Source organism: Streptomyces sp. NPDC003284, from assembly GCF_053589675.1.
This window is the reverse complement of the sequence record NZ_JBSFSI010000005.1, coordinates 504,178-529,128: the sequence shown is the minus strand read 5'-3', so window position 1 is coordinate 529,128 and position 24,951 is coordinate 504,178. Positions and strand designations below refer to the sequence as shown.

The following is a 24,951-nucleotide window of genomic DNA, read 5'->3' as shown; positions in this document are numbered from 1 at the left end:
CCGGGGCGGAAGTGCGGGGTACAGGCGGTTTTCGGCCTGTTTTCGGCGTGTGTGATCATCCCGGAAACGGGCGCCGCGCCTCTAATATGTCCCCAGCGGACTCCTGGGCGGCGAGGGGTGGTTGACGGTGCGTAGGGCATGGGTCGTGGGGATCGCCGCCGTCAGTTCCGTGCTCGCCTTCGTGCTGGCACTCGTCGTCGGGGTGTACCTCACCGCCGGGAATCTGGCGGGCGGCATCGGCAGCGGGGCCGTCGGGCTCGCCAAGGGCGCCGTCCCGGCCGCCTACAGCAGCCTCGTGCAGAAGTGGGGCAACCTCTGTCCCGCGATCAACCCCGCCCTGCTGGCCGCCCAGTTGTACCAGGAGAGCGGCTTCAACCCGAACGCCCGGAGCCCGGCGGCGGCCGAGGGCATAGCGCAGTTCATCCCCGGCACCTGGGCCACCCACGGCGTGGACGGCGACGGCGACGGCAAGCGGGACGTCTGGGACCCGGACGACGCGATCCCCTCGGCCGCGTCCTACGACTGCGAACTCGCCGGATATGTGAAGAGCGTGCCCGGTGACGCCACGCACAACATGCTCGCCGCCTACAACGCGGGCGCGGACGCGGTCATCAGGTACGGGGGCGTGCCGCCGTACTCCGAGACGCAGAACTATGTGAAGACGATCACGACGCTGGCGCAGAGCTTCGCGGCGCCGGTGGCGCGAATCGATCCCTCCGAGCAGGCGGCGGGAGCCATCTCCTACGCGCAGAGCAAGCTGGGCACGCCGTATCTGTGGGGCGGCGAGGGGACCGCGGCGCAGGGCGGGCGGTTCGACTGCTCGGGGCTGACGCAGGCCGCGTACCACAGCGTGGGGATCACGCTGCCGCGCGTCGCCAACGACCAGTACAACGCCGGGCCGCACCCGACGCGGGAGGAACTGCTCCCGGGCGATCTGGTCTTCTTCTCCGACGATCTGACCAACTCGCGGGCCATCCGGCACGTGGGCATCTACGTCGGCGGCGGCTACATGATCGACGCGCCGCGGACCGGTGCCGTGATCCGCTTCGACCCGATCGACACCCCCGACTACTTCGGCGCCACCCGGGTCACCGAAGATGGCGCGAAAGCACTCCCCGTCACGGCGTGAACCCAGCGTGAACCTGCCCCCTGAGCTGCGGAGATGAGTCTCTCTTCGGTAACGTCTGCGTGATCTTTCGGTGGAGTGTGGAACGTATGAAACGGGGTCGTGCGTTCCTGTTGACGTAGCCCGGCGGATGTCTGACGGAGCGCGCGTCACCCACGCGCGCCGGCGGCGGAGACGGACCTACGACCACGGGGGTGGCAGGAGCGGCGCACGCAGGGTGCGGCCGGAGGGACACGACGAAGGGGCCGCAGCACGATGGCTGGACTCGCCGAATCCGGGTCGAACCCCGACGTCGACCTGCTCTACGACATCAACGGCCTCGCCAAGGACGCACCGCGCTGGTTCGACCGGACCATGGAGTTCGTCGGGGAGTACGGGCTGCTGCTGGCCATGGTGCTGCTGGTGGTCTGGTGCTGGTGGTCGGTGCGGCGGCGGGGCGGGCCGGACGCCGCCCCGACCGTGGCCGCGCTGGTGTGGGCGCCGCTCGCGGCCGGCCTCGCGGTCCTGGTGAACGTGCCGATCCGGGGCTTCGTGGAGCGGCGCCGGCCCTTCCTGGACCACCAGGGCCTCGATGTGCTCGTGCCGGGCAAGACCGACTTCTCCTTCGTGAGCGACCACGCGACGCTCACCATGGCGATGGGCGCCGCGCTGTTCGTGGCCGACCGGCGGTTCGGTCTGGCCGGGATCGGGCTCGCGCTGCTGGAGGGGTTCTGCCGGGTGTACATGGGCGTGCACTACCCGACCGACGTGGTCGGCGGGTTCGCGCTCGGCACGGCGGTCGCGCTGCTGCTGTCCCCGGTCGCGACGGCGCTGCTCACTCCGGTGCTGCGGGCGGTCGAGGGGACGCGCTGGGGCGGCTGGCTGGTGCGCGGGCGCCGGGACACCGGGGTGAACCCGGTGCTGCCCGGGGCGCGCGGCGAGGAGCACGCCTCGGCGCAGGAGCGGGACCTCGCGGCGTAGGACCTGTCCGGCCACCTGTCCGGCCGCGGCCGGACAGGTGGCCGTCGCCATCGCTACAGGCTCTGCGGGGACGAGAAGAAGCGGTCCGGGTCGTACTGCTGCTTCACCTTCACCAGGCGGTCCGCCGCGTCGCCGTAGTAGGCCGTGCGCCAGTCGGTCAGGGACGGGTCGGTGTAGTTCTGGTACGCGGCTCCCGAGGCGTGGGGGCGCATCGCGCCGTGCGCGGCGGTGAGCCACGACCGGGCCGCCGTGCCCGGGGTCCCGGGGGTCCAGGACGCGATGTACTGGGCGAGCATGCGGGAACGCCGGTGCACGAAGGCGGTCGCGGTGGGGGAGACCCGGTTGACGGCGCCGCCGAGCGCGGTGAACGCGACGCTGCCGGGGCCGCCGGTGACCGCCTCCACCTGGGCCAGCAGGGTCTGGACGGCGGCCGGGGAGAGCGAGCGGTCGAAGAAGTCCGAGCGGGCCGCGTAGGTCTCGCGGCCGAGCGCGCCCTGCGGGGAGCGGCCCGGGACGGCGCCGGGCAGATGGCACTGGGGTTCGGCGGCGAAGGACGAGCAGCCCGCGTAGGACTCCATGGCGCCCTCGTAGGAGTGGCGGTTGAGCGAGACGGCCGACGCCGCCCCGCAGCGGTCGGCCAGGCGGTCCACCGCGTTCTGCAACTCGCCGTAGGTGCCCAGTGAGAAGGCGGCCACGGACACCTTCGGGGCGCCGCCCGGGGTGTTCTCCAGGTGCAGCGAGGACCAGATCTCGTCCGGCTGGTCCGGGCCCCACTCCTGCCAGGCCCGCACCACGTCGGCCGCCCGCGCCCACGGCCAGCTCAGATAGGCGGAGACCGCCTGGGGCGCGGGGTGGGTGCGGAAGCGCAGCTCGGTGACGACGCCGAAGTTGCCGTTGCCCGCGCCGCGCAGCGCCCAGAACAGGTCCGGGTTCTCGGCGGCGTCCGCGGTGAGCTGCCGCCCGTCGGCCGTGATCAGGGTGGCCTGGGTCAGGCTGTCGCAGGTCAGGCCGTAGGCGCGGGAGACGACGCCGTGGCCGCCGCCCAGGACCAGGCCGGAGACGCCCACGGTCGGGCAGGAGCCGGCCGGTATGGTCACGCCCTTCGCGGCGAGTGCCCGGTAGACGTCGATGAGTTTGGCGCCGGCGCCGACCACCGCCGAGGTGCCGCTCGCCCGGACCGCGGCGAGCTGCGACACGTCGACGATCAGGCGGCCGTCGCCGGAGGACCAGCCCGCGTACGAGTGGCCGCCGTTGCGGATCGCCACGCGCAGGCGGTGGGCGCGGGCGTAGGAGAGGGCCGTACGGATGTCGTCGGGGTGCGCCACGTAGGCGACGGCGGCGGGCCGCAGGCTGTCGAAGCGGGTGTTGTAGAGCCGCTGTGCCGTGGTCCAGCCGGTGTCGCCGGGGCGGACCAGGGTGCCGTCGAGGGACCGGGCGAGCGCGGACCAGTCGGCGGGGGCGGGGGTGCCGGTCGTCCGGGTGCCGCTCGCGGGGGCCGGGGTCGCCGTGCCCCGCCCGGTGCCGGTGCCGCCGGGTGCCCGGGGCGCCGCTCCGTCGCCACCGCCGCCGCTGCACGAGGCCGTGGCGAATGCCGCGACCACCGCCGCGCCGCCCGCCATGAACCCACGTCGTTCCATGCTCCGCGCCTCTCGTCAGCCCCCCGGAACCGAGACGAGCGCGAGGGGCCGGAGGGTTCCCTCGTGGGGGCGGGCACAGGAGCCCGCGGGGGCGCGGGGGCGCGCGGGGCGTGTTCAGCCGGTGGCCGGTGTGGGGACGGCCCGCCACCGGCCGGACCGTCGCCGTCGCCGTCACCGCGGCCGGTGGCTGGCCTGCTGGCTCGTGGGCTCGGTGGTGCGGGGCGGTGCACGGACCGAGGCCCCGCCCCTCCGCGCCCCCGGAGAGACCCCATCGGGATCAGCGCGTGTTCTCCCCGTGAGCGTTCCGTGACCTCACCGCACCGACGGCAGGGGTTCACCCCGCGTTCACTTCCGGCCATCGGCCGCTTCATCTGTTCTGCCTAATTTCGGCCTTACCCGGTGCTGATGCGCGCATCTCGGCGCATCGGTGCCAGTCATTCTTCGCACGCCGCCGATCAGGACGGCGGCTCCTGGAAGGAACTCCCTCAAGTGAAGCTTCAGCGCAAGAACCGGCGGGCACTCGCTCTCGGCGTCCTCGCCGTCTCCGGCGCCCTGGCCCTCACGGCGTGCGGTTCGGACGACACCGGCGGTAAGAGCGACGCCTCCGGCAGCGGCAGCACCGCCGCCTCGAACAGCTCCGTCAAGTGCGACGGCGCGAAGGGGCAGCTGCGGGCTGACGGCTCTTCCGCGCAGAAGAACGCGATCGACGCCTGGGTCAAGCAGTTCAGCCAGGCCTGTGGCACGCAGATCAACTACAAGGGCGGCGGCTCCGGCGCCGGTGTCACCGCGTTCGGCCAGGGCCAGGTCGCCTTCGCGGGCTCCGACTCCGCGCTGAAGCCCGAGGAGATCGAGGCCTCGAAGAAGGTCTGCACCGGCGGTCAGGGCATCGACCTGCCGATGGTGGGCGGCCCGATCGCCGTCGGTTACAACGTCTCCGGCGTCGACGACCTGGTCCTGGACGCGCCGACCCTGGCCAAGATCTTCGACGGCAAGATCAAGACCTGGGACGCCCCGGAGATCAAGCAGCTCAACCCGAAGGCGAAGCTGCCCAGCCTGAAGATCCAGGCGTTCCACCGTTCGGACGAGTCCGGCACCACGGACAACTTCACCAAGTACCTCAAGGCCGCAGCGCCGAACGACTGGAAGTACTCGGGCGGCAAGGCCTGGCAGGCGAAGGAAGGCCAGGCCGCTCCGCAGTCCTCCGGTGTGGCGCAGCAGGTCAAGCAGACCGAAGGCGCGATCGGCTACTTCGAGCTGTCCTTCGCCAAGGGCCTGAGCACGGTCGCCATCAACACCGGTGCCGCCACTCCGGTCAAGGCCACCGTCGAGAACGCCAGCAAGGCCATCGCGGACGCCCAGGTCGTCGGCACCGGCGGCGACCTGGCGCTCAAGCTGAACTACAACACCAAGGCCGAGGGCGCGTACCCGATGGTCCTGGTCACCTACGAGATCGTCTGCGACAAGGGCAACAAGTCCGACACCCTGCCCGCCACCAAGGCGTTCCTGCGCTACATCGCCAGTGAGGACGGCCAGAAGATCCTCACCGCCAACGACTACGCGCCGATCCCCGACGCCATCATCGGCAAGGTCCGCACCACCATCGAGGGCCTGAGCTGATCCGCGTGCGGTCCGGCCCCCGCACCGGGGCCGGACCGCACCGTCCGGTGCACCGCCGCCAGGAGCCGCGCCCCGCGCACGGCTCCGCAGACCGGAGAACCCGATGGACATATCGACACAGAAGACAGACGCTGACGCACCCCCTCTCCCGCCCAGCCCCGGCCCGGCCGAGCACAAGCGCACCGGCCGCGGCGTCACCCGCCCCGGAGACCGGATCTTCCTCGGTCTCTCCCGCGGCTCGGGCATCCTGCTGCTCGTGATCATGGCCGCCATCGCGGCCTTCCTGACCTACCGCGCGTGCCTGGCCATCAGCAAGGACGACGGCAACTTCCTGACCACCTTCGAGTGGAACACCGGTGTGCAGCCGCCGGTCTTCGGCATCGCCGTGCTGGCCTTCGGCACCGTGGTGTCCTCGGTGGTCGCCATGGTCGTCGCGGTCCCGGTCGCGGTCGCCATCGCGCTCTTCCTCACCCACTACGCCCCGCGCCGGCTCAGCGGTCCGATCTCGTACGTGATCGACCTGCTCGCCGCCGTGCCGTCCATCGTGTACGGCCTGTGGGGCGCCCTGATCCTGGTGCCGCACCTGGACGGCCTCTTCAGCTGGCTGAACGACTATCTGGGCTGGACCGGCATCTTCTCCTGGGAGGGCGGCGCCCCCCGGTCGATGCTCACCGTGGGCATCCTGCTCGCCATCATGATCCTGCCGATCGTGACCAACGTCAGCCGTGAGGTGTTCCGGCAGGCGCCGCGGATGCACGAGGAGGCCGCGCTGGCCCTCGGTGCCACCCGCTGGGAGGTCATCCGCATGGCGGTGCTGCCCTTCGGCCGCTCGGGCGTGATCTCCGCCTCGATGCTCGGCCTCGGCCGCGCGCTCGGCGAGACGATCGCCGTCGCCACCGTGCTCTCCCCGACCTTCGACATCAAGGCCAGCCTGCTCGACCCGGGCGGCGGCACCTTCGCCCAGAACATCGCCAGCAAGTTCAGCGAGGCGACCGAGTTCGGCCGGGACGCGCTGATCGCCTCCGGTCTGGTCCTGTTCGTCATCACCCTGCTGGTCAACGGCGCGGCCCGGCTGATCATCGCCCGCCGCAAGGAGTACTCGGGGGCCAACGCATGAGCACCGCGACCACCGCCGCCCCGCGTCCGAGCAGCCTGCGCGGCAACCGCCTGCCCCGGTGGACCCCGTGGGCGACCGCCGCCGGATCCGTCGTCGTGGCCGTCGTCATCGGCGTCGTCGGCGACCTGCACAGCCGTGTCCAGTGGGGGCTGATCGCCGCCCTGCTGTTCATCCTGGGCACCTACGGTGTCACCGCCCGCGTCGAGGGCCGCCGTCAGGCCAAGGACCGGGTCGTCACCAGCCTGGTCTGGGTCTCCTTCCTGATCGCCCTGGTGCCGCTGATCTCCCTGGTGTGGACGACGGTGCGGCGCGGGGTGAAGGTCCTGGACTTCTACTTCCTGTCGCACTCCATGGGCGTCGTCGCCGACACCGAGCCGGGCGGCGGCATCTACCACGCGATCATCGGCAGCCTCGAACAGGTCGGCCTCGCCACCGCGATCGGCGCCCCGATCGGTGTGCTCACCGCGATCTACCTGGTGGAGTACGGGCGCGGCGGCCTCGCCCGCGCGGTGACCTTCTTCGTCGACGTCATGACGGGCATCCCGTCCATCGTCGCGGGCCTGTTCATCCTCAGCCTGATGCTGATCTTCGACATGGAGCCGTTCGGCTTCGCCGGTTCGCTGGCCCTGGCCATCCTGATGATGCCGGTCGTGGTCCGCTCCACCGAGGAGATGCTCAAGCTCGTACCGAACGAGCTGCGCGAGGCCTCGCTCGCCCTGGGCGTGCCCAAGTGGCGGACGATCCTCAAGGTGGTCCTGCCGACCTCGATCGGCGGCATCACCACCGGCATCGTGCTGGCCATCGCCCGGATCGCCGGCGAGACCGCCCCCGTGCTGCTGCTGGTGTTCGGCAACCCCTTCATCAACACCAATCCCTTCGAAGGGGCGCAGGCCTCGCTGCCGCTGTACATCTACCAGCAGTACGCGAACAGCGCGGGCTCCGGTGCGGCGTACGACCGGGCGTGGGCGGCCTCGCTCACCCTGATCGCCGCGGTGATGATCCTCAACCTGGCGGCCCGCGGCATCGCCCGCTGGAAGGCCCCTCGTTAACCCTGTGCGGCTACCGCCGCGTGGCCGGTCGCCAAGCGACCCCCTCGGCGACTGAGACGGAAGTGAAGAAGTAGTCATGGCCAAGCGAATCGACGTGAGCGGGCTCACCGCCTACTACGGCTCCCACAAGGCGATCGAGGACATCTCGATGACGGTCGAGCCGCGTTCGGTGACGGCGTTCATCGGGCCGTCCGGCTGCGGCAAGTCGACGTTCCTGCGGACCCTCAACCGGATGCACGAGGTCACCCCCGGCGGCCGGGTCGAGGGCAAGGTGATGCTGGACTCCGAGGACCTGTACGGCACCGGGATAGACCCGGTCTCGGTCCGCCGCGAGGTCGGCATGGTCTTCCAGCGGCCGAACCCGTTCCCCACCATGTCGATCTTCGACAACGTGGCGGCCGGGCTGCGGCTGAACGGCGGCCACAAGAAGAGCGAGCTGGGCGACATCGTCGAGAAGTCGCTCAAGGGCGCCAACCTCTGGAACGAGGTCAAGGACCGTCTGAACAAGCCGGGCTCGGGCCTGTCCGGCGGTCAGCAGCAGCGGCTGTGCATCGCCCGCGCCATCGCGGTCGAGCCGAAGGTGCTGCTGATGGACGAGCCCTGCTCGGCGCTCGACCCGATCTCCACCCTCGCCATCGAGGACCTGATCGGCGAGCTGAAGGAGCGCTTCACGATCGTCATCGTGACGCACAACATGCAGCAGGCGGCCCGTGTCTCGGACCGTACGGCGTTCTTCAACCTGGCGGGCGTGGGCCAGCCGGGCCGGCTGATCGAGATCGATGACACCGAGCGGATCTTCTCCAACCCGTCGGTGCAGGCCACGGAGGACTACATCTCCGGCCGCTTCGGCTGATCCCCCGAACCCCTCGCGGTGCTGCATGGCGGTGCCACCGCGAGGACGCGAAAGGGCCCGCCCCCGGTCGACCGGGGGCGGGCCCTGTGCGTGCCTGCGGCGCGGTGGCGCGGTGGTGCGGTCCTACAGGAACGCGAGGTCGATCAGCCAGAACGCGACGGCCGAGACGATGGCCGCGGCCGGCATGGTGATGAACCAGCCGAGGACGATGTTCTTGGCCACGCCCCAGCGGACCGCGTTGACCCGCTTGGTGGCGCCCACGCCCATGATCGCCGAGGTGATCACATGGGTGGTGGAGATCGGGGCCTTGAAGAGGAAGGCCGTGCCGAACATGATCGAGGCGCCGGTCGCCTCGGCGGCGAAGCCCTGCGGCGGGTCCAGCTCGATGATCTTGCGGCCCAGGGTGCGCATGATGCGCCAGCCGCCCGCGTAGGTGCCCAGCGACAGCATCAGCGCGGAGACCAGCTTCACCCACACCGGGATCGGGTCGCCGTAGGTCTCGACGCCGCCGATGACCAGCGCCATCACGACGACGCCCATGGTCTTCTGCGCGTCCTGGAGGCCGTGGCCGAGCGCCATGCCGGCCGCCGACACCGTCTGCGCTATGCGGAATCCCCGCTTGGCCTTGTGCGGGTTGGTCCGGCGGAAGATCCACATGATGGCCGTCATGACCAGATAGCCGACGATCAGGCCGACCACCGGCGACAGGAACATCGGGGTGACGACCTTGTCCACCACCCCGGACCAGTACACGGTCGTACCGCCCGCGAGCGCGGCGCCGACCAGGCCGCCGAACAGCGCGTGCGAGGAGGACGAGGGCAGGCCGAAGTACCAGGTGGTCAGGTTCCAGACGATGGCGCCCAGCAGGGCCGAGAAGAGAATCCCCATCCCCTTGCTGCCGGTGGGCGTGTCGATCAGTCCCTCGCTGACCGTCTTGGCGATGCCGCTGCCCAGGAAGGCACCGGCGAGGTTCATCACCGCGGCCATCGCCAGCGCGGCGCGCGGGGTGAGCGCGCGGGTGGAGACGGAGGTGGCGATGGCGTTGGCGGAGTCGTGGAAGCCGTTGGTGTACGCGAAACCGAGCGCGACCAGGATGGTCAGAACCAGAGCGAAGGTGTCCATGGACGCCTCAGGACTCCTTGACCGCGATGGTCTCCACCGTGTTCGCCACGTGTTCGAAGGCGTCGGCCGCCTCTTCCAGCACGTCCACGATCTGCTTGAGCTTCAGCACCTCGATCGCGTCGTACTTGCCGTTGAACAGGTGGGCGAGCAGCTTGCGGTGGATCTGGTCCGCCTGGTTCTCCAGGCGGTTCACCTCGATCCAGTACTCGGTGAGGTTGTCCATGGTCCGCAGGTGCGGCATGGCCTCGGCGGTCAGCTCCGCGGCCCGCGCCAGGACCTCGATCTGCTGCTCGACGCCCTTGGGCAGCTCCTCGACGTTGTAGAGGACGACCAGGTCGACGGCCTCCTCCATGAAGTCCATGATGTCGTCCAGGGACGACGCGAGGGAGTAGATGTCCTCGCGGTCGAAGGGCGTGATGAACGAGGAGTTCAGCTGGTGGAAGATCGCGTGCGTGGCGTCGTCACCGGCGTGTTCGGCGGCCCGCATACGCTCTGCGATCTCGGCTCGGGCGGATGCGTCCGCCCCGAGCAGTTCCATCAGGAGCTTGGAGCCCGTGACGATGTTGTCCGCGGACGCGGCGAACATGTCGTAGAAGCTCGTCTCCCTGGGGGTCAGACGAAAGCGCACGTGGGGTCCTCGGGGTGCTTCGGTTTCGGTCAGGGTGATGCTAAGCGCATCATCCGGCCACGGCTAAGGGGCCGTCCCCCAGTGTCGCCCATCAGGCACAGTGGTCGGCACGGGGGCGGGCGAAGGGCCCTTTACCCGGAAAAATTCGTTAGAATATACCCGGTAGGGGTATGCCCGAGGCGTGCCCGGGGTGCGCCCGGGGCATGCTCTCCGGTTTTCCGTTTGTTTTCCGTTCCGAGCGGGAGGACGCGATGACGACCACCGAGGCGGGCGCCACGGCGCCCCTGGGGGCCACCGGAGCGGAGCCCACCGCGCCGTGCGAGACCGAGGGCCACGACCACGCCACGTACGGCTACCACAAACAGAAGGGCGAGCATCTCAAACGGCTGCGCCGGATCGAGGGCCAGATCCGCGGGCTCCAGCGGATGGTCGACGAGGACACGTACTGCATCGACATACTCACCCAGGTGTCCGCCTCCACCAAGGCCCTCCAGTCCTTCGCCCTGCAACTGCTGGAGGAGCACCTGCGGCACTGCGTCGCCGACGCGGCCGTCAAGGGCGGCGCGGAGATCGACGCCAAGGTCGAGGAGGCCACCAAGGCCATCGGCCGGCTGCTGCGCACCTGAGCCCCGCCCGCCGCGCGCACGGGCTCACGCCCCGGCGCGGATCACCGGCCCGCGGGGCCGCGGCGCTCCTCCGTCACCCGCAGCACCTCGTCGATGTACTCCAGGCTCAGCCGCTCCCGGGCGGCCGAGGCGGCGATGATCAGCTCGCCGCACAGTTCGATCTCGGCGAGGGCCACGTGGTCCTGCACCGCCGTACCGCCGACCGGGGCCACGCGCATCACCTCTTCCCTGCGTCACCGGGCGCGGCGACCGCAGACCCAGAGTAGGGAGCGGCGCACACCCCGCGCATGGCACGGACGGGCTAGTCCACCGGTCGATTCCGGCCGTGCGCCGGGTGCGCCCCCGGCGCACGGGTCACTCCTCGGCCACCCGACCGGTGAAGATGTCCTTCTCGCGCGGCAGGGTGACGGTCACCTTCGTCCCGAAGGCGTACAGCAGTGTGGTGGAGAACACCTCCACCGTGCCCTTCCGGCGGGCGTTCACAAATGCGTAGCTCTGCCGGAGCTTGCGCACGCGGCCCTGGTCGTCGAGATAGGCGTCGAACGGCACCTCGGCCGTGGCGAACCCTTTCGCCGCCGCCCGCAGCGCGCCCCGGCCGTCCGCCGAGGCGCCGTCCGCCGCCAGGACGAGATCGGCGGTGCCCCGGAAGTGCCGTACCGCCACCCCCGCGACCTGGGTCCGGCCCATGTACCGCGCCGTCCGCGTCCCGCGCAGCACCTCGGCGGCGGCGAACGGGTCGGTGGCGCCGCCGGTGACCAGATTGCCGTCGGAGAGCGTGGCCGTCGCCACCCGCACCCACTTGTCGGCGGGCACGCCCGCGCCCCGGTTCTTCATGTACAGCGCGCCCGGCGCGAGCAGTTCGACGATCGGCGGGTGCCCGGTGGCCCCGGCCGGGTCCTGCGGCAGGATCACCGTCAGCTGCCCGTGCTGGGTGCGGAAGTCGTAGGCGCCCTCGCCGCGGATCGTCACCCGGGTGCCGCCTGCGGCCATCTCCATCGACGTACGCGCCTGGGAGCTGCCCGCCCGCAGCAGCGCGTCGGGGGCCTGGCGCAGGGTGTGCACCGGATCGTCGGCGGCCCGCGCCTCCTCGGCCGCCATGCCCCTGCCGGAGCATCCCGAGGCGCCCGCGCAGAGCAGCAGCCCCGCCGCGAGCACCACCGCCCCGCTCGCCTGCCGCCGCTTGGTCATCGCCTGCCTACCCCCAGCTGCCGCGTCCGTACCGGGCCCCTGTCGTTCGGTTAACGACGGGTAGGGAGCCCCGTCACGCGCGGGGGCGGACGGCGGCAAGGCGGCACCGGGCGTTCACCCGGGATGGGTAGCGTGGGTGCCGTGGCGCAGGACGAAGCAGGGCAGCGGGAACACCGCACGACCACCGTCGAACAGGGCCGTTTCTGTCTGGCCCGGTGCGACTGCGGCTGGCGCGGGCCCGCCCGCAGGGCGCGCAGCCTGGCCCGCACGGACGCGGAGGCGCACGCGGCGGGCGGCTGAGGCGCACACGGCGGGTGGCGGGCGGCGGACGGCGGGCGGTCGAGGGTCACGTGGTGGGCGGCCGCGGGGCGCTCCCCTCCAGCGTGCGCAGCAGCTCGCCGACCAGTTCGCGGTCGCGGGCCCGGGTGAGCCGGTCGCGGGCGGCGGCCGGAGCGAGCCAGCGCAGCCGGTCCACCTCCCGGCCCGGCACGAAGCGGCCGGGCCCGGCCTCGGCGGCCCAGTAGCGCACCCGCTTGGGGCGCCCGTCGGCCAGATAGGCCACGGTGCTCAGCTCCGGGCCGGGCACGGCGGGGTGCCCGGTCTCCTCCAGGACCTCGCGCAGCGCCCCCGCGAGCGGGTCCTCGCCGCGCTTCAGCTTGCCCTTGGGCCAGGACCAGTCGTCGTACTTCGGCCGGTGGATCACGCAGAGTTCGAGTGTGCCGTCCACCGGCGAGCGGCGCCACAGCACACAGCCGGCCGCCGCCACCACGGTGTCCTTCGCGGATGCCACCCGGTCCTCCGCCCTCAGCCCGCGCCCACGGCCCGGACCGGCCAGGACTGCTGGAAGACGAACCGGGCCGCCTCCACCTCGTGCCGCTGGTCGGCGTGGAGCACCCCGAGCGCGTACGCCGTCGCCGGGGCGATGCGCGGGGTGCGGGCCGCCGAGGCCGCCGCCGCGGCGGCCTCCGAGGCGTCGCGGTGCCGGTCCAGGGCCCGGCCGGCGGTCGGCAGCCGCGCACCGGCATCGGCACCGTCCGCGCCCGGTTCCGGGGCGTCGAGGGAGTCCGGGCTGTCCGTGCCGTCCGGGCTGTTCCGCCCGTCGGCCGGGAGCCCGCCGCGCAGGGCCTCCTGGGCGTAGCGGTGCAGCCGCAGCAGCAGGCGCACCTGGTGCCAGGGGGCGTCCTGCGGGTGCGGGGCCGGGTCCGGGGACAGGCCGTGGATCAGCGCCTCCGCGTTGTAGGGGCTGCCCGCGGTGACCAGCGGCAGCGCGGCGACCGCGTCGGACAGGCGCTCCTCGGCGGCCGCGGCCAGGGCGCGCAGGTCCGTGGTGTGCGCGGCGGGGGTGAGGGGCACGTCGCTGGCGAGGACGGCGACCTTGTCGGCGACGGCGTGGAAGCGGCTGGAGCCCAGTGCCTGGAGCGCGGTGGAGTGGGCGCGGGTGCGGGCCAGGGTGAGCTGGCGGTCCAGCAGCGCGCCCGCCTTGGCGGCGCCCACGGTGAGGCTGCCGCGGTCCGCCGCGGGCGCCGCCTGGAGCCCCACGGCGCCGGAGGCCGCCGGGGCGGTGCGGCCGCCCGGCACGGCGGCGCTCCGGCCGGCCGCGGCCAGGTCGGCGCGGCCGCCGCCCGCGGCCGCGGCGCCGGGGAAGCCGGCCGGTCCGGCCGGTCCGGCCGGTCCGGCCGGTCCGGCTGGTCCGGCCGGACCGGAGAGCCGGTGCAGCGCGGCCAGCAGCCGGTCCAGCCGGGCCTGGCAGGCGTGCTCGCGGGCCAGGGTGCCCGACAGCCAGGCCAGTTCGGGGCGCAGCTCCTCCGCCCAGGTCTCGTCCAGGGCGCCGCGGAAGGTGTGCAGGCTGCCGCTGATGCGGCGGGCCGAGCGGCGCAGGGCGCGCGCCGCTTCGGCGGCCTCCTCGCCGGCGCCCGCCGCGGGCCCCGCCTCGCGGTGCAGGCGCAGTGCCCTCAGGAACTCCGTGGCCTGGGCCCGCAGATAGGCCGCGAGGGCGTCCGCGCCCGTGCCGCCGCCCGGCCCGGCGGGTCCGCCCGGCGGCCCGGCGGCGGTGGGGTTCTCCGTCGGGTCAAGGTGTTGCTGTGCCACGCCGGCGCCTCCGGGCGTCTATGAGCGTCTCCTGGATGTTGCGCAGGGGCTGGCCGTCCGCGTCAGTCGCGTGCCGGGTCCAGTCGCCGTCCGGGCCGAGGTGCCAGGAGGACGTGGTGTCGGCCATGCCGGTCTCCAGCAGCCGGTTCAGGGCCGCCCGGTGCCCCGGGTCGGTGACCCGGACCAGCGCCTCGATACGGCGGTCGAGGTTGCGGTGCATCATGTCGGCGCTGCCGATCCACACCTCCGGCTCGCCGCCCCCGCCGAACGCGAAGACCCGGGAGTGTTCCAGGAAGCGGCCGAGGATCGAGCGGACGCGGATGTTCTCCGACAGGCCCGGCACGCCGGGGCGCAGGGCGCAGATGCCGCGCACCCACACGTCGACGGGCACACCCGCCTGGGAGGCGCCGTACAGCGCGTCCACGACGGCCTCGTCGACCATCGAGTTGACCTTGATGCGGATGAAGGCGGGGCGGCCGGCCCGGTGGTGCTGTATCTCCTTGTTGATGCGGGAGATCAGGCCGTCGCGCAGGGACTTGGGGGCGACCAGCAGCCGGCGGTAGGTCTCCCGGCGGGAGTAGCCCGAGAGCCGGTTGAACAGGTCGGAGAGGTCCGCGCCGACCTGCGGGTCGGCGGTGAGCAGCCCGAGGTCCTCGTACAGGCGGGCGGTCTTGGGGTGGTAGTTGCCGGTGCCGACGTGGCTGTAGCGGCGCAGCGTGTCGTCGCCCTCCTGACGGACCACCAGGGACAGCTTGCAGTGCGTCTTCAGGCCGACGAGCCCGTAGACGACATGGCAGCCGGCCTCCTCCAGCTTGCGCGCCCACTTGATGTTGGCGTGCTCGTCGAAGCGGGCCTTGATCTCGACCAGCACGAGGACCTGCTTGCCGGACTCGGCGGCGTCGATGAGCGCGTCGACTATGGGGGAGTCGCCCGAGGTCCGGTACAGGGTCTGCTTGATGGCCAGCACGTCCGGGTCGGCGGCGGCCTGCTCCAGGAACGCCTGCACGGACGTGGAGAACGAGTCGTAGGGGTGGTGCAGCAGCACGTCGCGGCTGCGCAGCGCGGCGAAGATGTCCGGCGGGGTGGACGACTCGACCTCGGCGAGGTCGCGGTGGGTCCCGGCGACGAACTTGGGATACTTCAGCTCGGGCCGGTCCAGGCTGTGGATGCGGAACAGGCCGGTGAGGTCGAGCGGGCCCGGCAGCGGGTAGACCTCGGCCTCGCTGATCTTCAGCTCGCGCACCAGCAGGTCGAGCACCTCCCGGTCGATGGACTCCTCCACCTCCAGGCGCACCGGCGGCCCGAAGCGGCGCCGCATCAGCTCCTTCTCCAGGGCCTGGAGCAGGTTCTCGGTGTCGTCCTCCTCCACCTCCAGGTCCTCGTTGCGGGTGAGGCGGAAGGTGTGGTGCTCCAGGACCTCCATGCCCGGGAACAGCTCCTCCAGATGGGCGGCGATCACGTCCTCCAGGGGGACGTAGCGGCCCGGGGAGCTCTCCAGGAAGCGGTTGAGCAGCGGCGGCACCTTGACGCGGGCGAAGTGGCGGTGCCCGGTGACCGGGTTGCGCACCACGACGGCCAGGTTCAGGGAGAGGCCGGAGATGTACGGGAAGGGGTGCGCGGGGTCCACGGCCAGCGGGGTCAGCACCGGGAAGATGCGCTGCCGGAACAGCGTGAACAGGCGGGCCTGCTCCTTCTCGGTCAGCTCGCTCCAGCGGACCAGGTGGATGCCCTCCTCGGCGAGCGCCGGGGCGACGTCCTCGTGGTAGCAGGCGGCGTGCCGGGCCATGAGCTCGCGCGAGCGAGCCCAGATCATCTCCAGCACCTCGCGCGGCTGGAGCCCGGAGGCGGAGCGGGTGGCCACCCCGGTGGCGATACGGCGCTTGAGGCCGGCCACCCGGACCATGAAGAACTCGTCCAGGTTGCTGGCGAAGATCGCGAGGAAGTTGGCCCGCTCCAGCAGCGGGGTGTCCGGGTCCTCGGCCAGCTCCAGCACGCGTTCGTTGAAGGCGAGCCAGCTGCGCTCCCGGTCGAGGAAGCGGCCCCGCGGCAGCCGCTCCTCGCCGTCCCCGCCTTCCCCGGGCTCCTCGTAGGCGTCCAGATCGGCGTCGATGTCGGGTTCCAGATCGGAGACGGCCGCGGCCACGGTGTGCGGGCGGTGGGCCGCGAGGGCGCCCACGGAGGGCTGGGGGTGCGGGACCTGCTGCGCTGCTGCCTGGGCGTCTGGCTGGCTCATAAATCCATTCTTCCGCGCGAGGAGGGGGACAGGCGCGTCGGAAGGCGCGGGCGGGAGCACGGCTGCGGTCCCCTCCGGGGGCGGCGCAGGCTCAGGCTCGGCGGGTCTCATTGACCGAGCGTCGCAAGCCCGTCTGAATCAACGGTTACGGAGACATGACGTGCGGGATATCGGGGGGCGGCCTGCGGGGGCGGGGCCCTCCGGGGGTGGGGCGGTGGCGTTTGCCGGGGTGGGACGGCGGCTCGTGCCTGGGTGGGGTGAGGGCCGGGCTGTGCTCCTGCCTGCCGTCACGGCTCCTCCGGGACGACGCCGTTCTCCGGGCCGTTGTGTACCGGCTGTGGTCCGGTTCGGTGTCCGGGCGGCCCGCACCGGCCACGACCTGGCCTGCCGGAGCCGGGGGGCCTCTGCCGGGGAAGGCTGGTGGCTGGGGTGACGGCTGGGCCGTCGTCCACCCCGGACGTCAGGCCCTCTCCGGGGCGACTGGCCTCCGGCTCTGCCGCCCTCCGGGCCTGCCGTGGGCCCCGCTTGTGGGACGGTCCGGGATCCGCTGGGCCTGCGCCGGGTCCGCGCGGAGTGTCCCGGAACCGCTGGGGCACGGCCTGGCCCGGTCCGGCCCGGTGTGTCTCGAACCTGACATGGACCGTTCCCGGTCACGTCGAGGACCGGCCGGGGACCTGGCGGCACCGGCCAGGGGGCCTCCCAGCGCCGCCGTGAACCGGCCCGGACCTGCCGGGCACCACCCGGGGGCAGCCCTGAACCGGCCCGGCCCCGCTGGGGCCGTCCCGACCGGTCGGGGAGCCTTGGCGGGCCCTGCCGTGAGCCTGCCGGGTCCCGCCGGACGCCGTTCCGGCCCTGCCGTGAGCCTGCCCGGCCCCGCCGGAGACCGTCCCCGCCCGGTCGGGGAACCTGGGCGGGACGGGACCGGCCACCGACCGTCCCGGACTGTCCGGGCACCGCCCCGACCGGCCGCGCCCGCCGGGTACCGCCCCGCGCCCGCCGTGGGCGGCCGCGCCCCACCGGGGGGCCGCCCACGGTCCACCGGGGAACATGGCCGGTCCGCCGGGGAACATGGCCGGTCCCCCGGGGAACATGGCCGGTCCGCCGGGAAACGTGGCCGGTCCGTCGGGAATCGTGGCCGGGCCGCCCCCGGCCGGCCGGCCGAAAGCCTCCCGCACCCGTCGTGAACCGGTTCGCGGGGTCCGTCCGAAGAGGAGATGTGAGCGGAACGAGAAGCGACGGGGAACTGCTGCGGGCCATCGCGGCGGACCGCGACCGGCGCGCCTTCGAGGAGTTGTACCGGCGGTACGCGCCCTGGCTGGCCGCCCGGCTGCGCGGACGCTGCGCCGACCCGGCGATGGTCGACGACGTCGTCCAGGAGACCTTCCTCGCCGTGTGGCGCGGCAAGGCCCGCTACCGGGAGGAGGCCGCCGCGCAGGACGCGGCCGGCTGGCTGTGGCGGATCGGCTCGCGCCGTCTGATCGACGCCCTGCGCGGCGACGGCGCGCGCGGCAGGCTGCGCCAGGCCCTGACCCGGCTGCGCCACCGCGACGAGGCGTCCGCCGAGGAACGCGTCCTCGCGGGCGTGGAGCACGGGGACCTCGCGGGCGCCCTCACCCGGCTCTCGCCGGAACTGCGGGCCGTGCTCCAGGCCACGGTCGTCGACGGACTCACCACCCGGGAGGCGGCCGTCCTGCTCGGCATCCCGCCCGGCACGGTCAAGACGCGGGCCCTGCGCGCCCGCAAGCAACTGCGGGAGGCGCTGGCATGAGCGGCGGAACGACACCCCGGAAGACCTGGCACCTCGCCGACGAGGACCTGCGCGCCTACGACCGCGGCGAACTCACCGCACCCCTGCTGTGGTCCGCCGACACCCACCTCGCCGACTGCGCCGGGTGCCGGGCCCGGCTCGCCGCGCTCGCCGACCCGGTGGCCCTGGACGAGGGCTGGGCCCGGCTGGACGCCGAACTGGACGCGCCCCGCCCCGGCCCGCTGGAAGTGCTGCTGGTGCGCTGCGGCGTCGCCGGTCACACCGCGCGGCTGCTGGCCGCGACGCCGGTGCTGCGCCGGTCGTGGCTGATCGCGGTCACCGCGGTCCTGGTGATGACGGCGGCGGTCTCCGACACCCTGCGCGGCCCGGACTCGCCCACCCTGTTCCTCGCGCTCGCCCCGCTCCTCCCGCTGGCGGGCGTCGCCCTCGCCTACGGGCCCGCGTTCGACCCGGCGTACGAGATGGCCGTGGTCGCCCCGATGCACGGGTTCCGGCTGGTGCTGACGCGTGCGGTCGCGGTGCTGGTCGCCGCGCTCGGCGTCAACGGCCTCGCCACCCTCGCCCTGCCCGGCTACGGGCCGCGCGCCCTGGCCTGGCTGCTGCCCGCGCTCGCCCTCACCTCGACCGGCCTCGCCCTCACCCCCCGCCTGGGCCCGCTCCTCGCCCCCGCCCTGACCGGCGGCGCCTGGACCGTCCTCCTGCTGGTGGCGGAGGCGACCCGGCACGGGGATGCGCCCCTGCCGCCGTTCACGGCCGCCGGCCAGGGCACGGCCGCCGCGGTCGCCGCCCTCGCCGCCGCCCTCCTCTACCGGCTGCGCGACCGCTTCGACGTGGCCGCGGCCCGCCCCCCGCACGGGGACCTGCCGTACGGGAACCGGCCATGAGGCCCGCGGCACGGCCCGCGACCGCCGTCACCCCGGATCCCGCCCCCGCCCCCGCCCCTGCCCCCATGAACGCCACCCGCTTCGATCCCCCGCACGGGAGTGCCTCGTGACCGTCACCGTCTCCGCCTCCGGGCTCACCCTCCGCTACGGCGGCGTCGCCGCGCTCGACGACGTGTCGCTGCGGCTGGAGGAGGGCATCACCGGGCTGCTCGGGCCCAACGGCGCCGGGAAGACGACCCTGTTGCGGGTGCTGGCCACGGCCGTGCCCGCCGACCGGGGCGCGTTCACCGTGCTCGGCCACGACCCGGGCACCACCGCCGGCCGTCTGGCTCTGCGCCGCCTGCTCGGCTATCTGCCGCAGAACCCGGGACTGCACCCGGACTTCACCGCGTTCGCCTTCGTCGACTACGTGGCGATCCTGAAGGAGCTGACCGACCGCGGCGCCCGCCACCGCGAGGTGCGCCGCGCCCTGGAGGAGGCCGGGCTCGGCGACGTACGCGGACGGCGCATCAAGAAGCTCTCCGGCGGCATGCGCCAGCGCGTGGCCCTCGCCGCCGCGCTCGTCGGCGCCCCCCGCTTCCTGGTGCTGGACGAACCCACCGTCGGCCTCGACCCCGAGCAGCGGATGCGCTTCCGGGACCTGGTCACCCGTACCGCCGAGGGCCGCACCGTCCTGCTGTCCACCCACCAGACCGAGGACGTCGCGATGCTCTGCAACCACGTGATCGTCATGGCCGGCGGCCGGATCCGCTTCGAGGGCACCCCCGCCGAACTGACCGCGCAGGCCGCGGGCCGGGTGTGGAGCGGCACCGAGCGCGACCCGGCCGCCCGCGCCGGCTGGCGCACCGGCACCGGCGACTTCCGCAACGTCGGCGATCCGCCCGAGGGCGCCCGCCTGCTCGAACCCACCCTGGAGGACGGCTACCTGCTGGCCCTCGACGACTCCGGCAGCAAGGCGGCGGCCTGATGACGACAGCCACCGCCCGCCCGGCGCCCCCGGCCGCGGCCGCCGCCGACGGCGGCCCGCACGGCCCGCGCGCCCGCGCCGTCCTCGCCCTGGCCCGCGCCGAGACCCGCGAACTGGCCCGGCACCCCGTGGTGCTGGTCTTCTTCGCGGTGTACGTCGCCGCGACCGCCTGGCAGATCTACTCCGGCCACACCGGCTGGCACGAACTGACCGGCCGGGAGGGCATGGCCGACCACCCCGCCCTCCAGGACGCCGACCGGGCCGCCCAGAGCGGCGGACTGCTGCTCGGCCTCGCCCTGTTCGTCTGCGTCGACCGGGCCGTGCTGCGCTCCCTGCGCCGGGGCACCGACGAGCAGTTCGGCGTGCTGGTCATGGAACCGTGGCGGCGCACCCTCGCCCACGCCCTGTCCGTCGTGCCGTTCGCCCTGCTCACCGCCCTCGTCGTCGCCGCCCGCTTCACCTCGGACGCGCTGGAGCCGGGCGCGGTCGGCCACGGCTCGCTCGCCGAGCTGTCGGTGGCGCCGCTGGTGACCCTGCTCGGCGGGGTCGCGGGCGTGCTGCTGGCCCGGCTGGTCCCCTCGGTGCACGCCGCGCCGCTCGTCGTCGTCGGCGTCCTGCTGGCCGGTCTGTTCCTCACCACGGCGACGGGCGGCGCCCACTGGAAGCGCTGGCTGTCCCCGGTCGTCACCGAGAGCGGCGCCGACCCGTTCCCCTCCGACCTGGTGGGCCGCCCGGCCGCCTGGCATGCCCTCTATCTGGCGGGCCTCGCGGTCCTGCTGCTGGGTGCCGCCCTGCTGCGTTCGGGCGGGCGCTCCACCGGCGTCGCGGCGCTCACCGTGCTCGCGCTCGCCGCGACCGCCACCGGCATCACCGGCCAGTCCCAGGGACCCTCCGCCGCGCTCCGGGCGGCCCGCGCCGAGGTGTCCGCGCACCCGGAGACCGTCGAGCGCTGCACGGCGCGCGGCGCCACCACGTACTGCGCGCTGCCCGAGTGGACCGGCCGCACCGAGGTCTGGGCGCGGACCACCGACCGCGTCCGCGCTCTCGCCGGGGGCACCGCCGCCACCCGCCCGCTGACCGTGCGCCAGCGCGTCGAGGCGCGCTACGGCCTGGACGACGACCCCTCCTACGACCCGTCCACCGTGCCCGGCACGGTCACGGTCGGCACCCGCTGGGGCGGCAACCGCGTCCCCGAGTACGCCGTGGGCCTCGCCTCCGTCCTGGTCGCGGGCGACGAGCACGCCGGGTCCGAACTGTGCGACGGCCGCGTCGTCACCGTCCTGTGGCTCGCCCTGGGCGGGGTCTCCGACCCGCTCGCCTCCCTGCGCGACGTCCGCATCGACGACAGCGTCGAGGGCGGCGCCGTCGTGCTGACGCCCACCGGCAACCTGCTGATGAGCGCCGGGCAGACCGACGTCGTCCGCACGCTGCTCGGCCGCCCGCACGCGGAGGTCGCCTCCGCCGTACGCGGCCACTGGAAGGAACTGACCGCGCCCGGCACCTCCACGGCCCGGGTCGCCGAACTGCTGCATGTGCCGGGCATCGGCCACGGGAAGGACACGGACTCGTGCGAGAGGTGACAAAAGGCCGGGAGCGGGGCGCCGACGGGACGCCGCGCCGGGTGATCGGCGCGCTGGTGCGGCCGGTGTGGCGGGCGCTGCCGTGGCGGGTGCTCGGCGCGGCGGGCGGGCTGGCACTGCTCTGCGCGGGCGGCACCCGGCTGGTGCCCGACGGCGGTCCGGGCCCGGCGGCCGGAGTGGTCGTGCTGCGGCTGGTCGCGCTGCTCGGCGGGTTCGCGCTGGGGTTCCTGCTCGACGACCCGGCCCGGCACACCACGTCGGCGGTGCCGGTACGGCGGCCCGTGCGCGCGGCGCTGCGGCTGGCGCTCGTCGCCCCGCTCGCCGCGGCGTGGTGGACCGCCGCACTGCTCCTCGTGCCGGAGGGGGCCCGCCCGCCGGCCGGCCCGCTCACCCTGGAGGCGGCGGCGACAGCGCTGACCGCGCTGGCCCTCGCGGCGGCCACGGTGCGCTTCGGCCCCGAGCCCACGCCGGGCACGACGGTCGCGCTCACCCTGCTCGTGCTGGCCGTCGCCCTGCTGCTGGCACCGGAGCGGTGGAGCCTGCTGCCGGCCCCGGGTGACCCGAACTGGGCGGTGGCGCACCGGTGGTGGGCGGCGATCGGCGCCACCGCCGCGCTGGCCTGGGCCGCGTGCCTGCCCGACCCCCTGGGCCGCCGGGGAGCGGCCGGTCACCGGGGCGGCACGGGCCTCAGATCTCCGTCCGGTACATGAGGTCCGTCTCGTACGTCGTGAAGCCCAGCCGCTCGTAGACCGAGACCGCCGCCTTGTTGTCGGCGTCGACGTACAGCATCGCGGTGGGCAGGCCGCGCGCGGCCAGGTGCCGCAGGCCGGTCACGGTGAGCGCCTTGCCGAGGCCGCCGCCCTGCGCGCCGGGCCGCACCCCGAGGACGTACACCTCGCCGAGGCCGTCCTCGGCGTGCACCTTGGTCCAGTGGAAGCCGATCAGCCGGCCCTCGCGCTCGGCCAGGAAGAAGCCGCCCGGGTCGAACCAGGACTCGGCCTTGCGGGCGTCCAGGTCCCGCTGGGTGAGGGAGCCCTGCTCGGGGTGGTGGGCGAACGCCTCCGCGTTCACCGCGAGCCAGGCGGCGTCGTCCTGGCCGGGCACGAACTCCCGTACGGTGACGCCCTGCGGCCACACCGGCTCGGGCAGGTCGAAGCCGGCCAGCGGGCGCCGCATCTGCCGCAGTTCGCGGAACAGGGTCAGCCCGAGGACCTGGGCGAGGTGCCGGGCGGCGGAGTGCCCGCCGTGCGCCCACACCCGCAGCCGCCGTCCGGAGGCGGCCAGCAGCGCCGAGCCGAGCGCCCTGCCGTGCCCGTGCCCGCGGTGCGCCGGGTGCACGACCAGTTCGGCGGCGGGCGCCTCCACCGGGTCGGTGTCCTCCAGCTGCGCGTACCCGGCCAGTTCGCCGTCGACGTGCAGCAGCAGATGCGACACGCCCTCGCGGGCGCCGCCGCGCAACTGGAGCCTGCCCTGCTCGGACACGGCCTGCTGCCCGTCGGCGCGGGCCGCCGCGGCGATCAGGCCGAGGACGGCTTCGGCCTGGTCCGGGGAGAGCGCGGTGACGGTCTCCTGTGAGCGGGCGGTCGGTGCGGTCTCGTCGCTGGTCATGCGTCCGAGAGTACCGAGCGGAGACCGGGCGGCGGAGGTCTCGCGCGGATCGGGCCCCTCGCCCTACGGGCTCTGGAGCGGGCGCGCCGTCCGGAGCAGCCGGGGCGGCAGGTAGGGCGACTCGACCCTGATCTCCCAGCCCCGGCGGCGGGCGTGGCAGGCCAGCGCCAGCACGTCCAGGCTGAGGGTGGCGTCGGGGCTCTCAGCCCGGTCGCCCACCGAGAAGTGGTCGCGGTGGGTCTCCAGGGCGTCCAGCAGGGCCAGGTTGAAGCTCTCCTCGTCACCGCCGGTGAACTGCGAGAGCAGCACCAGCGGCGGCGGCAGGAACGCGGAGCCGCGTATCGCCGCGCAGCGTTGCAGGGCCGCGTCGAGGGCGGGCCGCGGGTCCGCGTCGCTCAGCTGGGCGTGCAGGGCGCGGCGGTAGCCGGTGAGCGGGGTGTCGCCGTAGCGCTCCGCGGGCGGCCCGGCCGCGAGCAGCGGGGCGAGGTCGTCGCGGCGGCCGGAGATCAGGGCGAGGTTCACGGCGAGCTGCCAGGTGCGCGCGTCGGGCCCGTCGTCCACCTTCCAGGCGACGTACCGGACCGTCCTGCCGCCGAGTTCGGCCTCGACCTCGGTGCCGGGCTCGGCGAGGGCCGCGCGGAAGACGGTCGCGCCGCACCGCGAGCCCAGCAGCACGTCGTCGGCGATCGTCTCCTTGGGGTCGGCCGCCCCGCGGGCCCGGCCCCTGACCAGCAGCTCCAGATGGCCGAGGGCGCGCGACAGCTCCCAGGTGGCGTACGGGTCGGCGGGGTCGGGGTCCAGCGCGCCGCGCACCTGCTCACGGAGCCTTGCCTCCGCCTCCGGGAGCATCCCGCCCGGCAGCTCCGGCCGCGCGAACCGCACCGGCCCGGCGCCCGGTTCGGCACGGGCGCCGGGCCGTACGTCCCGTCCGTAGGGTCCGACCCGCGGTCCCTCGCGCTCGAACCCGGTGACCGGCCCGTACGGCAGATAGTCGCTCTCGATCTCCGGCGGCCGGCCCTCGTGCCGGTGGGCGAGGGACGCGAGGGCGAGGGGCAGCAGCGGCAGCAGGGTGCGCGGAGCGGCATCCGGCCCCGCGGCCTCGGCGACCGGCCGCAGCAGCCGTACCAGAGCGTCCCCGAACGCCTCGCGGTCTCCCGCGGCGAGGGCCCGCAGCGCGAGCAGCCCGACGGTCTCCGCCCGGTCGTCCGGCCCGGCGGCACCGCCCCCGCCGGCTCCCGCCCGCACTCGCCCGATCGCCGCGTCGAGCGCGGCCACCTGCTCCTCGCCGGAGGGCGGGTGGCCGTCCTCCTCGCCGCCCGTGTCCCCGAGGACGTACGCCAGGAAGCCGTTGACCAGCTCGTCGTCGGGCAGCCCGGTCCGTCTCTGGGCGGGGGTGCGCCGGGCCCACCACGCGAAGCGGAAGGTCTCCGCGTGGTCCTCGGCCCGCCCGGCCAGCACGGCCAGGCAGAACGCGTCCAGCCACCAGTGCGTCCGGAGGGGGACCGGCGGCGGTTCGCCCTCCTCGCGGTCGTGGCAGACCCCCCAGTTCACATAGTGGAGGAACACGTCGAACGGGTACACCGGGTGGTACGCCGTGTACGCCACCGCCCCCACGGCCGCCTCCGCCGCGTCCTCCAGCACCGCCTTCGCCTCCGGTGACCCGAGCCCCGGATCCCCCGTGGACAGCGCCCCCAGGCAGTCGAGGAACTCCTCCGCGATCAGCCGGTACTCGTACGCCGTCACCGGCCCGGCCTTCGAGAACGAATGCACCAGCCGCCCGATCCGCCCGGCGAACCCCTCCACCGCGGCCGCCACCCGGGCGTCCTCCACCTGATGCCGCTCCACCCGCATCGCTCTGCCCCCCCCCACACACAGCCTGCCGTCCACGCTCAGGGCCCCA

23 protein-coding genes are annotated in these 24,951 nt (G+C 74.0%); 13 read left to right on the top strand and 10 right to left on the bottom strand.

Annotated features, from left to right (window positions below):
* The first annotated feature begins 127 nt into the window (after nt 1–127).
* Nucleotides 128–1,129, top strand: a complete 1,002-nt coding sequence (locus tag ACWDYF_RS14795) for a C40 family peptidase (RefSeq protein ID WP_381737158.1) — start codon at nt 128–130, stop codon at nt 1,127–1,129.
* 252 nt (nt 1,130–1,381) lie between these two features.
* Nucleotides 1,382–2,086 (top strand): phosphatase PAP2 family protein, encoded by a 705-nt coding sequence (locus tag ACWDYF_RS14790; RefSeq protein ID WP_018568822.1) that lies wholly within the window; start codon nt 1,382–1,384, stop codon nt 2,084–2,086.
* Nucleotides 2,087–2,139: 53 nt separating this feature from the next.
* Here the strand turns inward: ACWDYF_RS14790 and ACWDYF_RS14785 are convergent, their stop codons facing one another.
* On the bottom strand, nt 2,140–3,723 hold the full coding sequence (locus ACWDYF_RS14785) for an FAD-binding oxidoreductase (protein WP_389463276.1): 1,584 nt from the start codon (nt 3,721–3,723) through the stop codon (nt 2,140–2,142).
* Between the two features lie 489 nt (nt 3,724–4,212).
* Here ACWDYF_RS14785 and pstS point away from each other — a divergent pair, with 489 nt between their 5' ends.
* The 4 genes from pstS to pstB all read left to right on the top strand — a co-directional run bounded on the left by pstS (nt 4,213) and on the right by pstB (nt 8,359).
* Nucleotides 4,213–5,340, top strand: a complete 1,128-nt coding sequence (pstS, locus tag ACWDYF_RS14780; RefSeq protein ID WP_381737162.1) for a phosphate ABC transporter substrate-binding protein PstS — start codon at nt 4,213–4,215, stop codon at nt 5,338–5,340.
* Between the two features lie 103 nt (nt 5,341–5,443).
* The gene (gene pstC / locus ACWDYF_RS14775) at nt 5,444–6,457 is read left to right on the top strand and encodes a phosphate ABC transporter permease subunit PstC (protein ID WP_381737163.1); all 1,014 of its coding nucleotides are present in this window, start codon (nt 5,444–5,446) and stop codon (nt 6,455–6,457) included.
* Nucleotides 6,454–7,506, top strand: a complete 1,053-nt coding sequence (pstA, locus tag ACWDYF_RS14770; protein ID WP_389463273.1) for a phosphate ABC transporter permease PstA — start codon at nt 6,454–6,456, stop codon at nt 7,504–7,506. Before pstC ends, pstA begins: the two co-directional genes overlap by 4 nt.
* Nucleotides 7,507–7,582: 76 nt before the next feature.
* Nucleotides 7,583–8,359 carry a phosphate ABC transporter ATP-binding protein PstB gene (gene pstB, locus ACWDYF_RS14765; RefSeq protein ID WP_018568816.1) on the top strand — a complete coding sequence of 259 codons (777 nt, stop codon included), beginning with the start codon at nt 7,583–7,585 and terminating at the stop codon, nt 8,357–8,359.
* A 123-nt stretch (nt 8,360–8,482) separates the two neighbouring features.
* Here pstB and ACWDYF_RS14760 read toward each other — a convergent pair whose 3' ends face one another.
* Nucleotides 8,483–9,481, bottom strand: a complete 999-nt coding sequence (locus tag ACWDYF_RS14760; protein ID WP_018568815.1) for an inorganic phosphate transporter — start codon at nt 9,479–9,481, stop codon at nt 8,483–8,485.
* A 7-nt stretch (nt 9,482–9,488) separates the two neighbouring features.
* Entirely contained in the window at nt 9,489–10,109 is a 621-nt protein-coding gene (locus ACWDYF_RS14755; protein WP_026252685.1) for a DUF47 domain-containing protein, read from the bottom strand.
* 251 nt (nt 10,110–10,360) lie between these two features.
* Between ACWDYF_RS14755 and ACWDYF_RS14750 the strand changes: the two genes are divergently transcribed.
* Complete coding sequence (locus ACWDYF_RS14750; RefSeq protein WP_018568813.1) at nt 10,361–10,735, top strand: metal-sensitive transcriptional regulator; 375 nt, start codon at nt 10,361–10,363, stop codon at nt 10,733–10,735.
* 41 nt (nt 10,736–10,776) lie between these two features.
* On the opposite strand, the gene ACWDYF_RS14745 is transcribed toward ACWDYF_RS14750, so the two are convergent.
* Together ACWDYF_RS14745 and ACWDYF_RS14740 are read right to left on the bottom strand one after the other, a co-directional pair.
* Nucleotides 10,777–10,953: a hypothetical protein gene (locus ACWDYF_RS14745; RefSeq protein ID WP_018568812.1), complete on the bottom strand. Its 177-nt coding sequence runs from the start codon at nt 10,951–10,953 to the stop codon at nt 10,777–10,779.
* Nucleotides 10,954–11,089: 136 nt separating this feature from the next.
* Complete coding sequence (locus tag ACWDYF_RS14740; protein ID WP_389463264.1) at nt 11,090–11,923, bottom strand: hypothetical protein; 834 nt, start codon at nt 11,921–11,923, stop codon at nt 11,090–11,092.
* A gap of 141 nt (nt 11,924–12,064) precedes the next feature.
* Between ACWDYF_RS14740 and ACWDYF_RS14735 the strand changes: the two genes are divergently transcribed.
* Nucleotides 12,065–12,223 carry a hypothetical protein gene (locus tag ACWDYF_RS14735; protein WP_199790778.1) on the top strand — a complete coding sequence of 53 codons (159 nt, stop codon included), beginning with the start codon at nt 12,065–12,067 and terminating at the stop codon, nt 12,221–12,223.
* A gap of 46 nt (nt 12,224–12,269) precedes the next feature.
* Here ACWDYF_RS14735 and ACWDYF_RS14730 read toward each other — a convergent pair whose 3' ends face one another.
* Genes ACWDYF_RS14730 through ACWDYF_RS14720 form a run of 3 tightly spaced genes read right to left on the bottom strand, consistent with a single transcriptional unit; the run spans nt 12,270 to nt 16,355 of the window.
* Nucleotides 12,270–12,713 (bottom strand): NUDIX hydrolase, encoded by a 444-nt coding sequence (locus ACWDYF_RS14730; RefSeq protein ID WP_018568809.1) that lies wholly within the window; start codon nt 12,711–12,713, stop codon nt 12,270–12,272.
* A gap of 14 nt (nt 12,714–12,727) precedes the next feature.
* Nucleotides 12,728–14,011: a CHAD domain-containing protein gene (locus ACWDYF_RS14725; protein ID WP_389463262.1), complete on the bottom strand. Its 1,284-nt coding sequence runs from the start codon at nt 14,009–14,011 to the stop codon at nt 12,728–12,730.
* Nucleotides 13,992–16,355, bottom strand: coding sequence for an RNA degradosome polyphosphate kinase (locus tag ACWDYF_RS14720; protein ID WP_389463260.1), 2,364 nt, complete (start codon nt 16,353–16,355; stop codon nt 13,992–13,994). The genes ACWDYF_RS14725 and ACWDYF_RS14720 overlap by 20 nt, the downstream gene beginning before the upstream one ends.
* Nucleotides 16,356–17,460: 1,105 nt before the next feature.
* On the opposite strand from ACWDYF_RS14720, the gene ACWDYF_RS14715 reads away from it, so the two are divergent.
* From ACWDYF_RS14715 to ACWDYF_RS14695, 5 genes are all read left to right on the top strand, one after another.
* Nucleotides 17,461–18,012 (top strand): RNA polymerase sigma factor, encoded by a 552-nt coding sequence (locus ACWDYF_RS14715; RefSeq protein ID WP_389463258.1) that lies wholly within the window; start codon nt 17,461–17,463, stop codon nt 18,010–18,012.
* Nucleotides 18,009–18,896: a zf-HC2 domain-containing protein gene (locus ACWDYF_RS14710; RefSeq protein ID WP_389463256.1), complete on the top strand. Its 888-nt coding sequence runs from the start codon at nt 18,009–18,011 to the stop codon at nt 18,894–18,896. Before ACWDYF_RS14715 ends, ACWDYF_RS14710 begins: the two co-directional genes overlap by 4 nt.
* Before the next feature lie 106 nt (nt 18,897–19,002).
* Nucleotides 19,003–19,863, top strand: coding sequence for an ATP-binding cassette domain-containing protein (locus ACWDYF_RS14705; protein ID WP_037895686.1), 861 nt, complete (start codon nt 19,003–19,005; stop codon nt 19,861–19,863).
* Entirely contained in the window at nt 19,863–21,443 is a 1,581-nt protein-coding gene (locus ACWDYF_RS14700; protein WP_389463254.1) for an ABC transporter permease, read from the top strand. Before ACWDYF_RS14705 ends, ACWDYF_RS14700 begins: the two co-directional genes overlap by 1 nt.
* Nucleotides 21,431–22,153, top strand: a complete 723-nt coding sequence (locus ACWDYF_RS14695) for an ABC transporter (protein WP_389463252.1) — start codon at nt 21,431–21,433, stop codon at nt 22,151–22,153. Before ACWDYF_RS14700 ends, ACWDYF_RS14695 begins: the two co-directional genes overlap by 13 nt.
* Here ACWDYF_RS14695 and mshD read toward each other — a convergent pair.
* A complete protein-coding gene (gene mshD / locus ACWDYF_RS14690; protein WP_389463250.1) occupies nt 22,131–23,051 on the bottom strand; it encodes a mycothiol synthase in 921 nt (306 codons plus the stop codon). The two genes, ACWDYF_RS14695 and mshD, sit on opposite strands and share 23 nt — an antisense overlap.
* Nucleotides 23,052–23,114: 63 nt before the next feature.
* Nucleotides 23,115–24,902 carry an immunity 49 family protein gene (locus ACWDYF_RS14685; RefSeq protein WP_389463248.1) on the bottom strand — a complete coding sequence of 596 codons (1,788 nt, stop codon included), beginning with the start codon at nt 24,900–24,902 and terminating at the stop codon, nt 23,115–23,117.
* Between the last annotated feature and the right edge of the window lie 49 nt (nt 24,903–24,951).

Bases quoted from the DNA above. Each gene is read 5' to 3' on its own strand.
- ACWDYF_RS14790 (WP_018568822.1), top strand. From the start codon at position 1,382: ATGGCTGGACTCGCCGAATCCGGGTCGAACCCCGACGTCGACCTGCTC.
- ACWDYF_RS14785 (WP_389463276.1), bottom strand. From the start codon at position 3,723: ATGGAACGACGTGGGTTCATGGCGGGCGGCGCGGCGGTGGTCGCGGCA.
- pstC (WP_381737163.1), top strand. From the start codon at position 5,444: ATGGACATATCGACACAGAAGACAGACGCTGACGCACCCCCTCTCCCG.
- pstA (WP_389463273.1), top strand. From the start codon at position 6,454: ATGAGCACCGCGACCACCGCCGCCCCGCGTCCGAGCAGCCTGCGCGGC.
- pstB (WP_018568816.1), top strand. From the start codon at position 7,583: ATGGCCAAGCGAATCGACGTGAGCGGGCTCACCGCCTACTACGGCTCC.
- ACWDYF_RS14760 (WP_018568815.1), bottom strand. From the start codon at position 9,481: ATGGACACCTTCGCTCTGGTTCTGACCATCCTGGTCGCGCTCGGTTTC.
- ACWDYF_RS14750 (WP_018568813.1), top strand. From the start codon at position 10,361: ATGACGACCACCGAGGCGGGCGCCACGGCGCCCCTGGGGGCCACCGGA.
- ACWDYF_RS14745 (WP_018568812.1), bottom strand. From the start codon at position 10,953: ATGCGCGTGGCCCCGGTCGGCGGTACGGCGGTGCAGGACCACGTGGCC.
- ACWDYF_RS14740 (WP_389463264.1), bottom strand. From the start codon at position 11,923: ATGACCAAGCGGCGGCAGGCGAGCGGGGCGGTGGTGCTCGCGGCGGGG.
- ACWDYF_RS14720 (WP_389463260.1), bottom strand. From the start codon at position 16,355: ATGAGACCCGCCGAGCCTGAGCCTGCGCCGCCCCCGGAGGGGACCGCA.
- ACWDYF_RS14710 (WP_389463256.1), top strand. From the start codon at position 18,009: ATGAGCGGCGGAACGACACCCCGGAAGACCTGGCACCTCGCCGACGAG.
- ACWDYF_RS14700 (WP_389463254.1), top strand. From the start codon at position 19,863: ATGACGACAGCCACCGCCCGCCCGGCGCCCCCGGCCGCGGCCGCCGCC.
- mshD (WP_389463250.1), bottom strand. From the start codon at position 23,051: ATGACCAGCGACGAGACCGCACCGACCGCCCGCTCACAGGAGACCGTC.
- ACWDYF_RS14685 (WP_389463248.1), bottom strand. From the start codon at position 24,902: ATGCGGGTGGAGCGGCATCAGGTGGAGGACGCCCGGGTGGCGGCCGCG.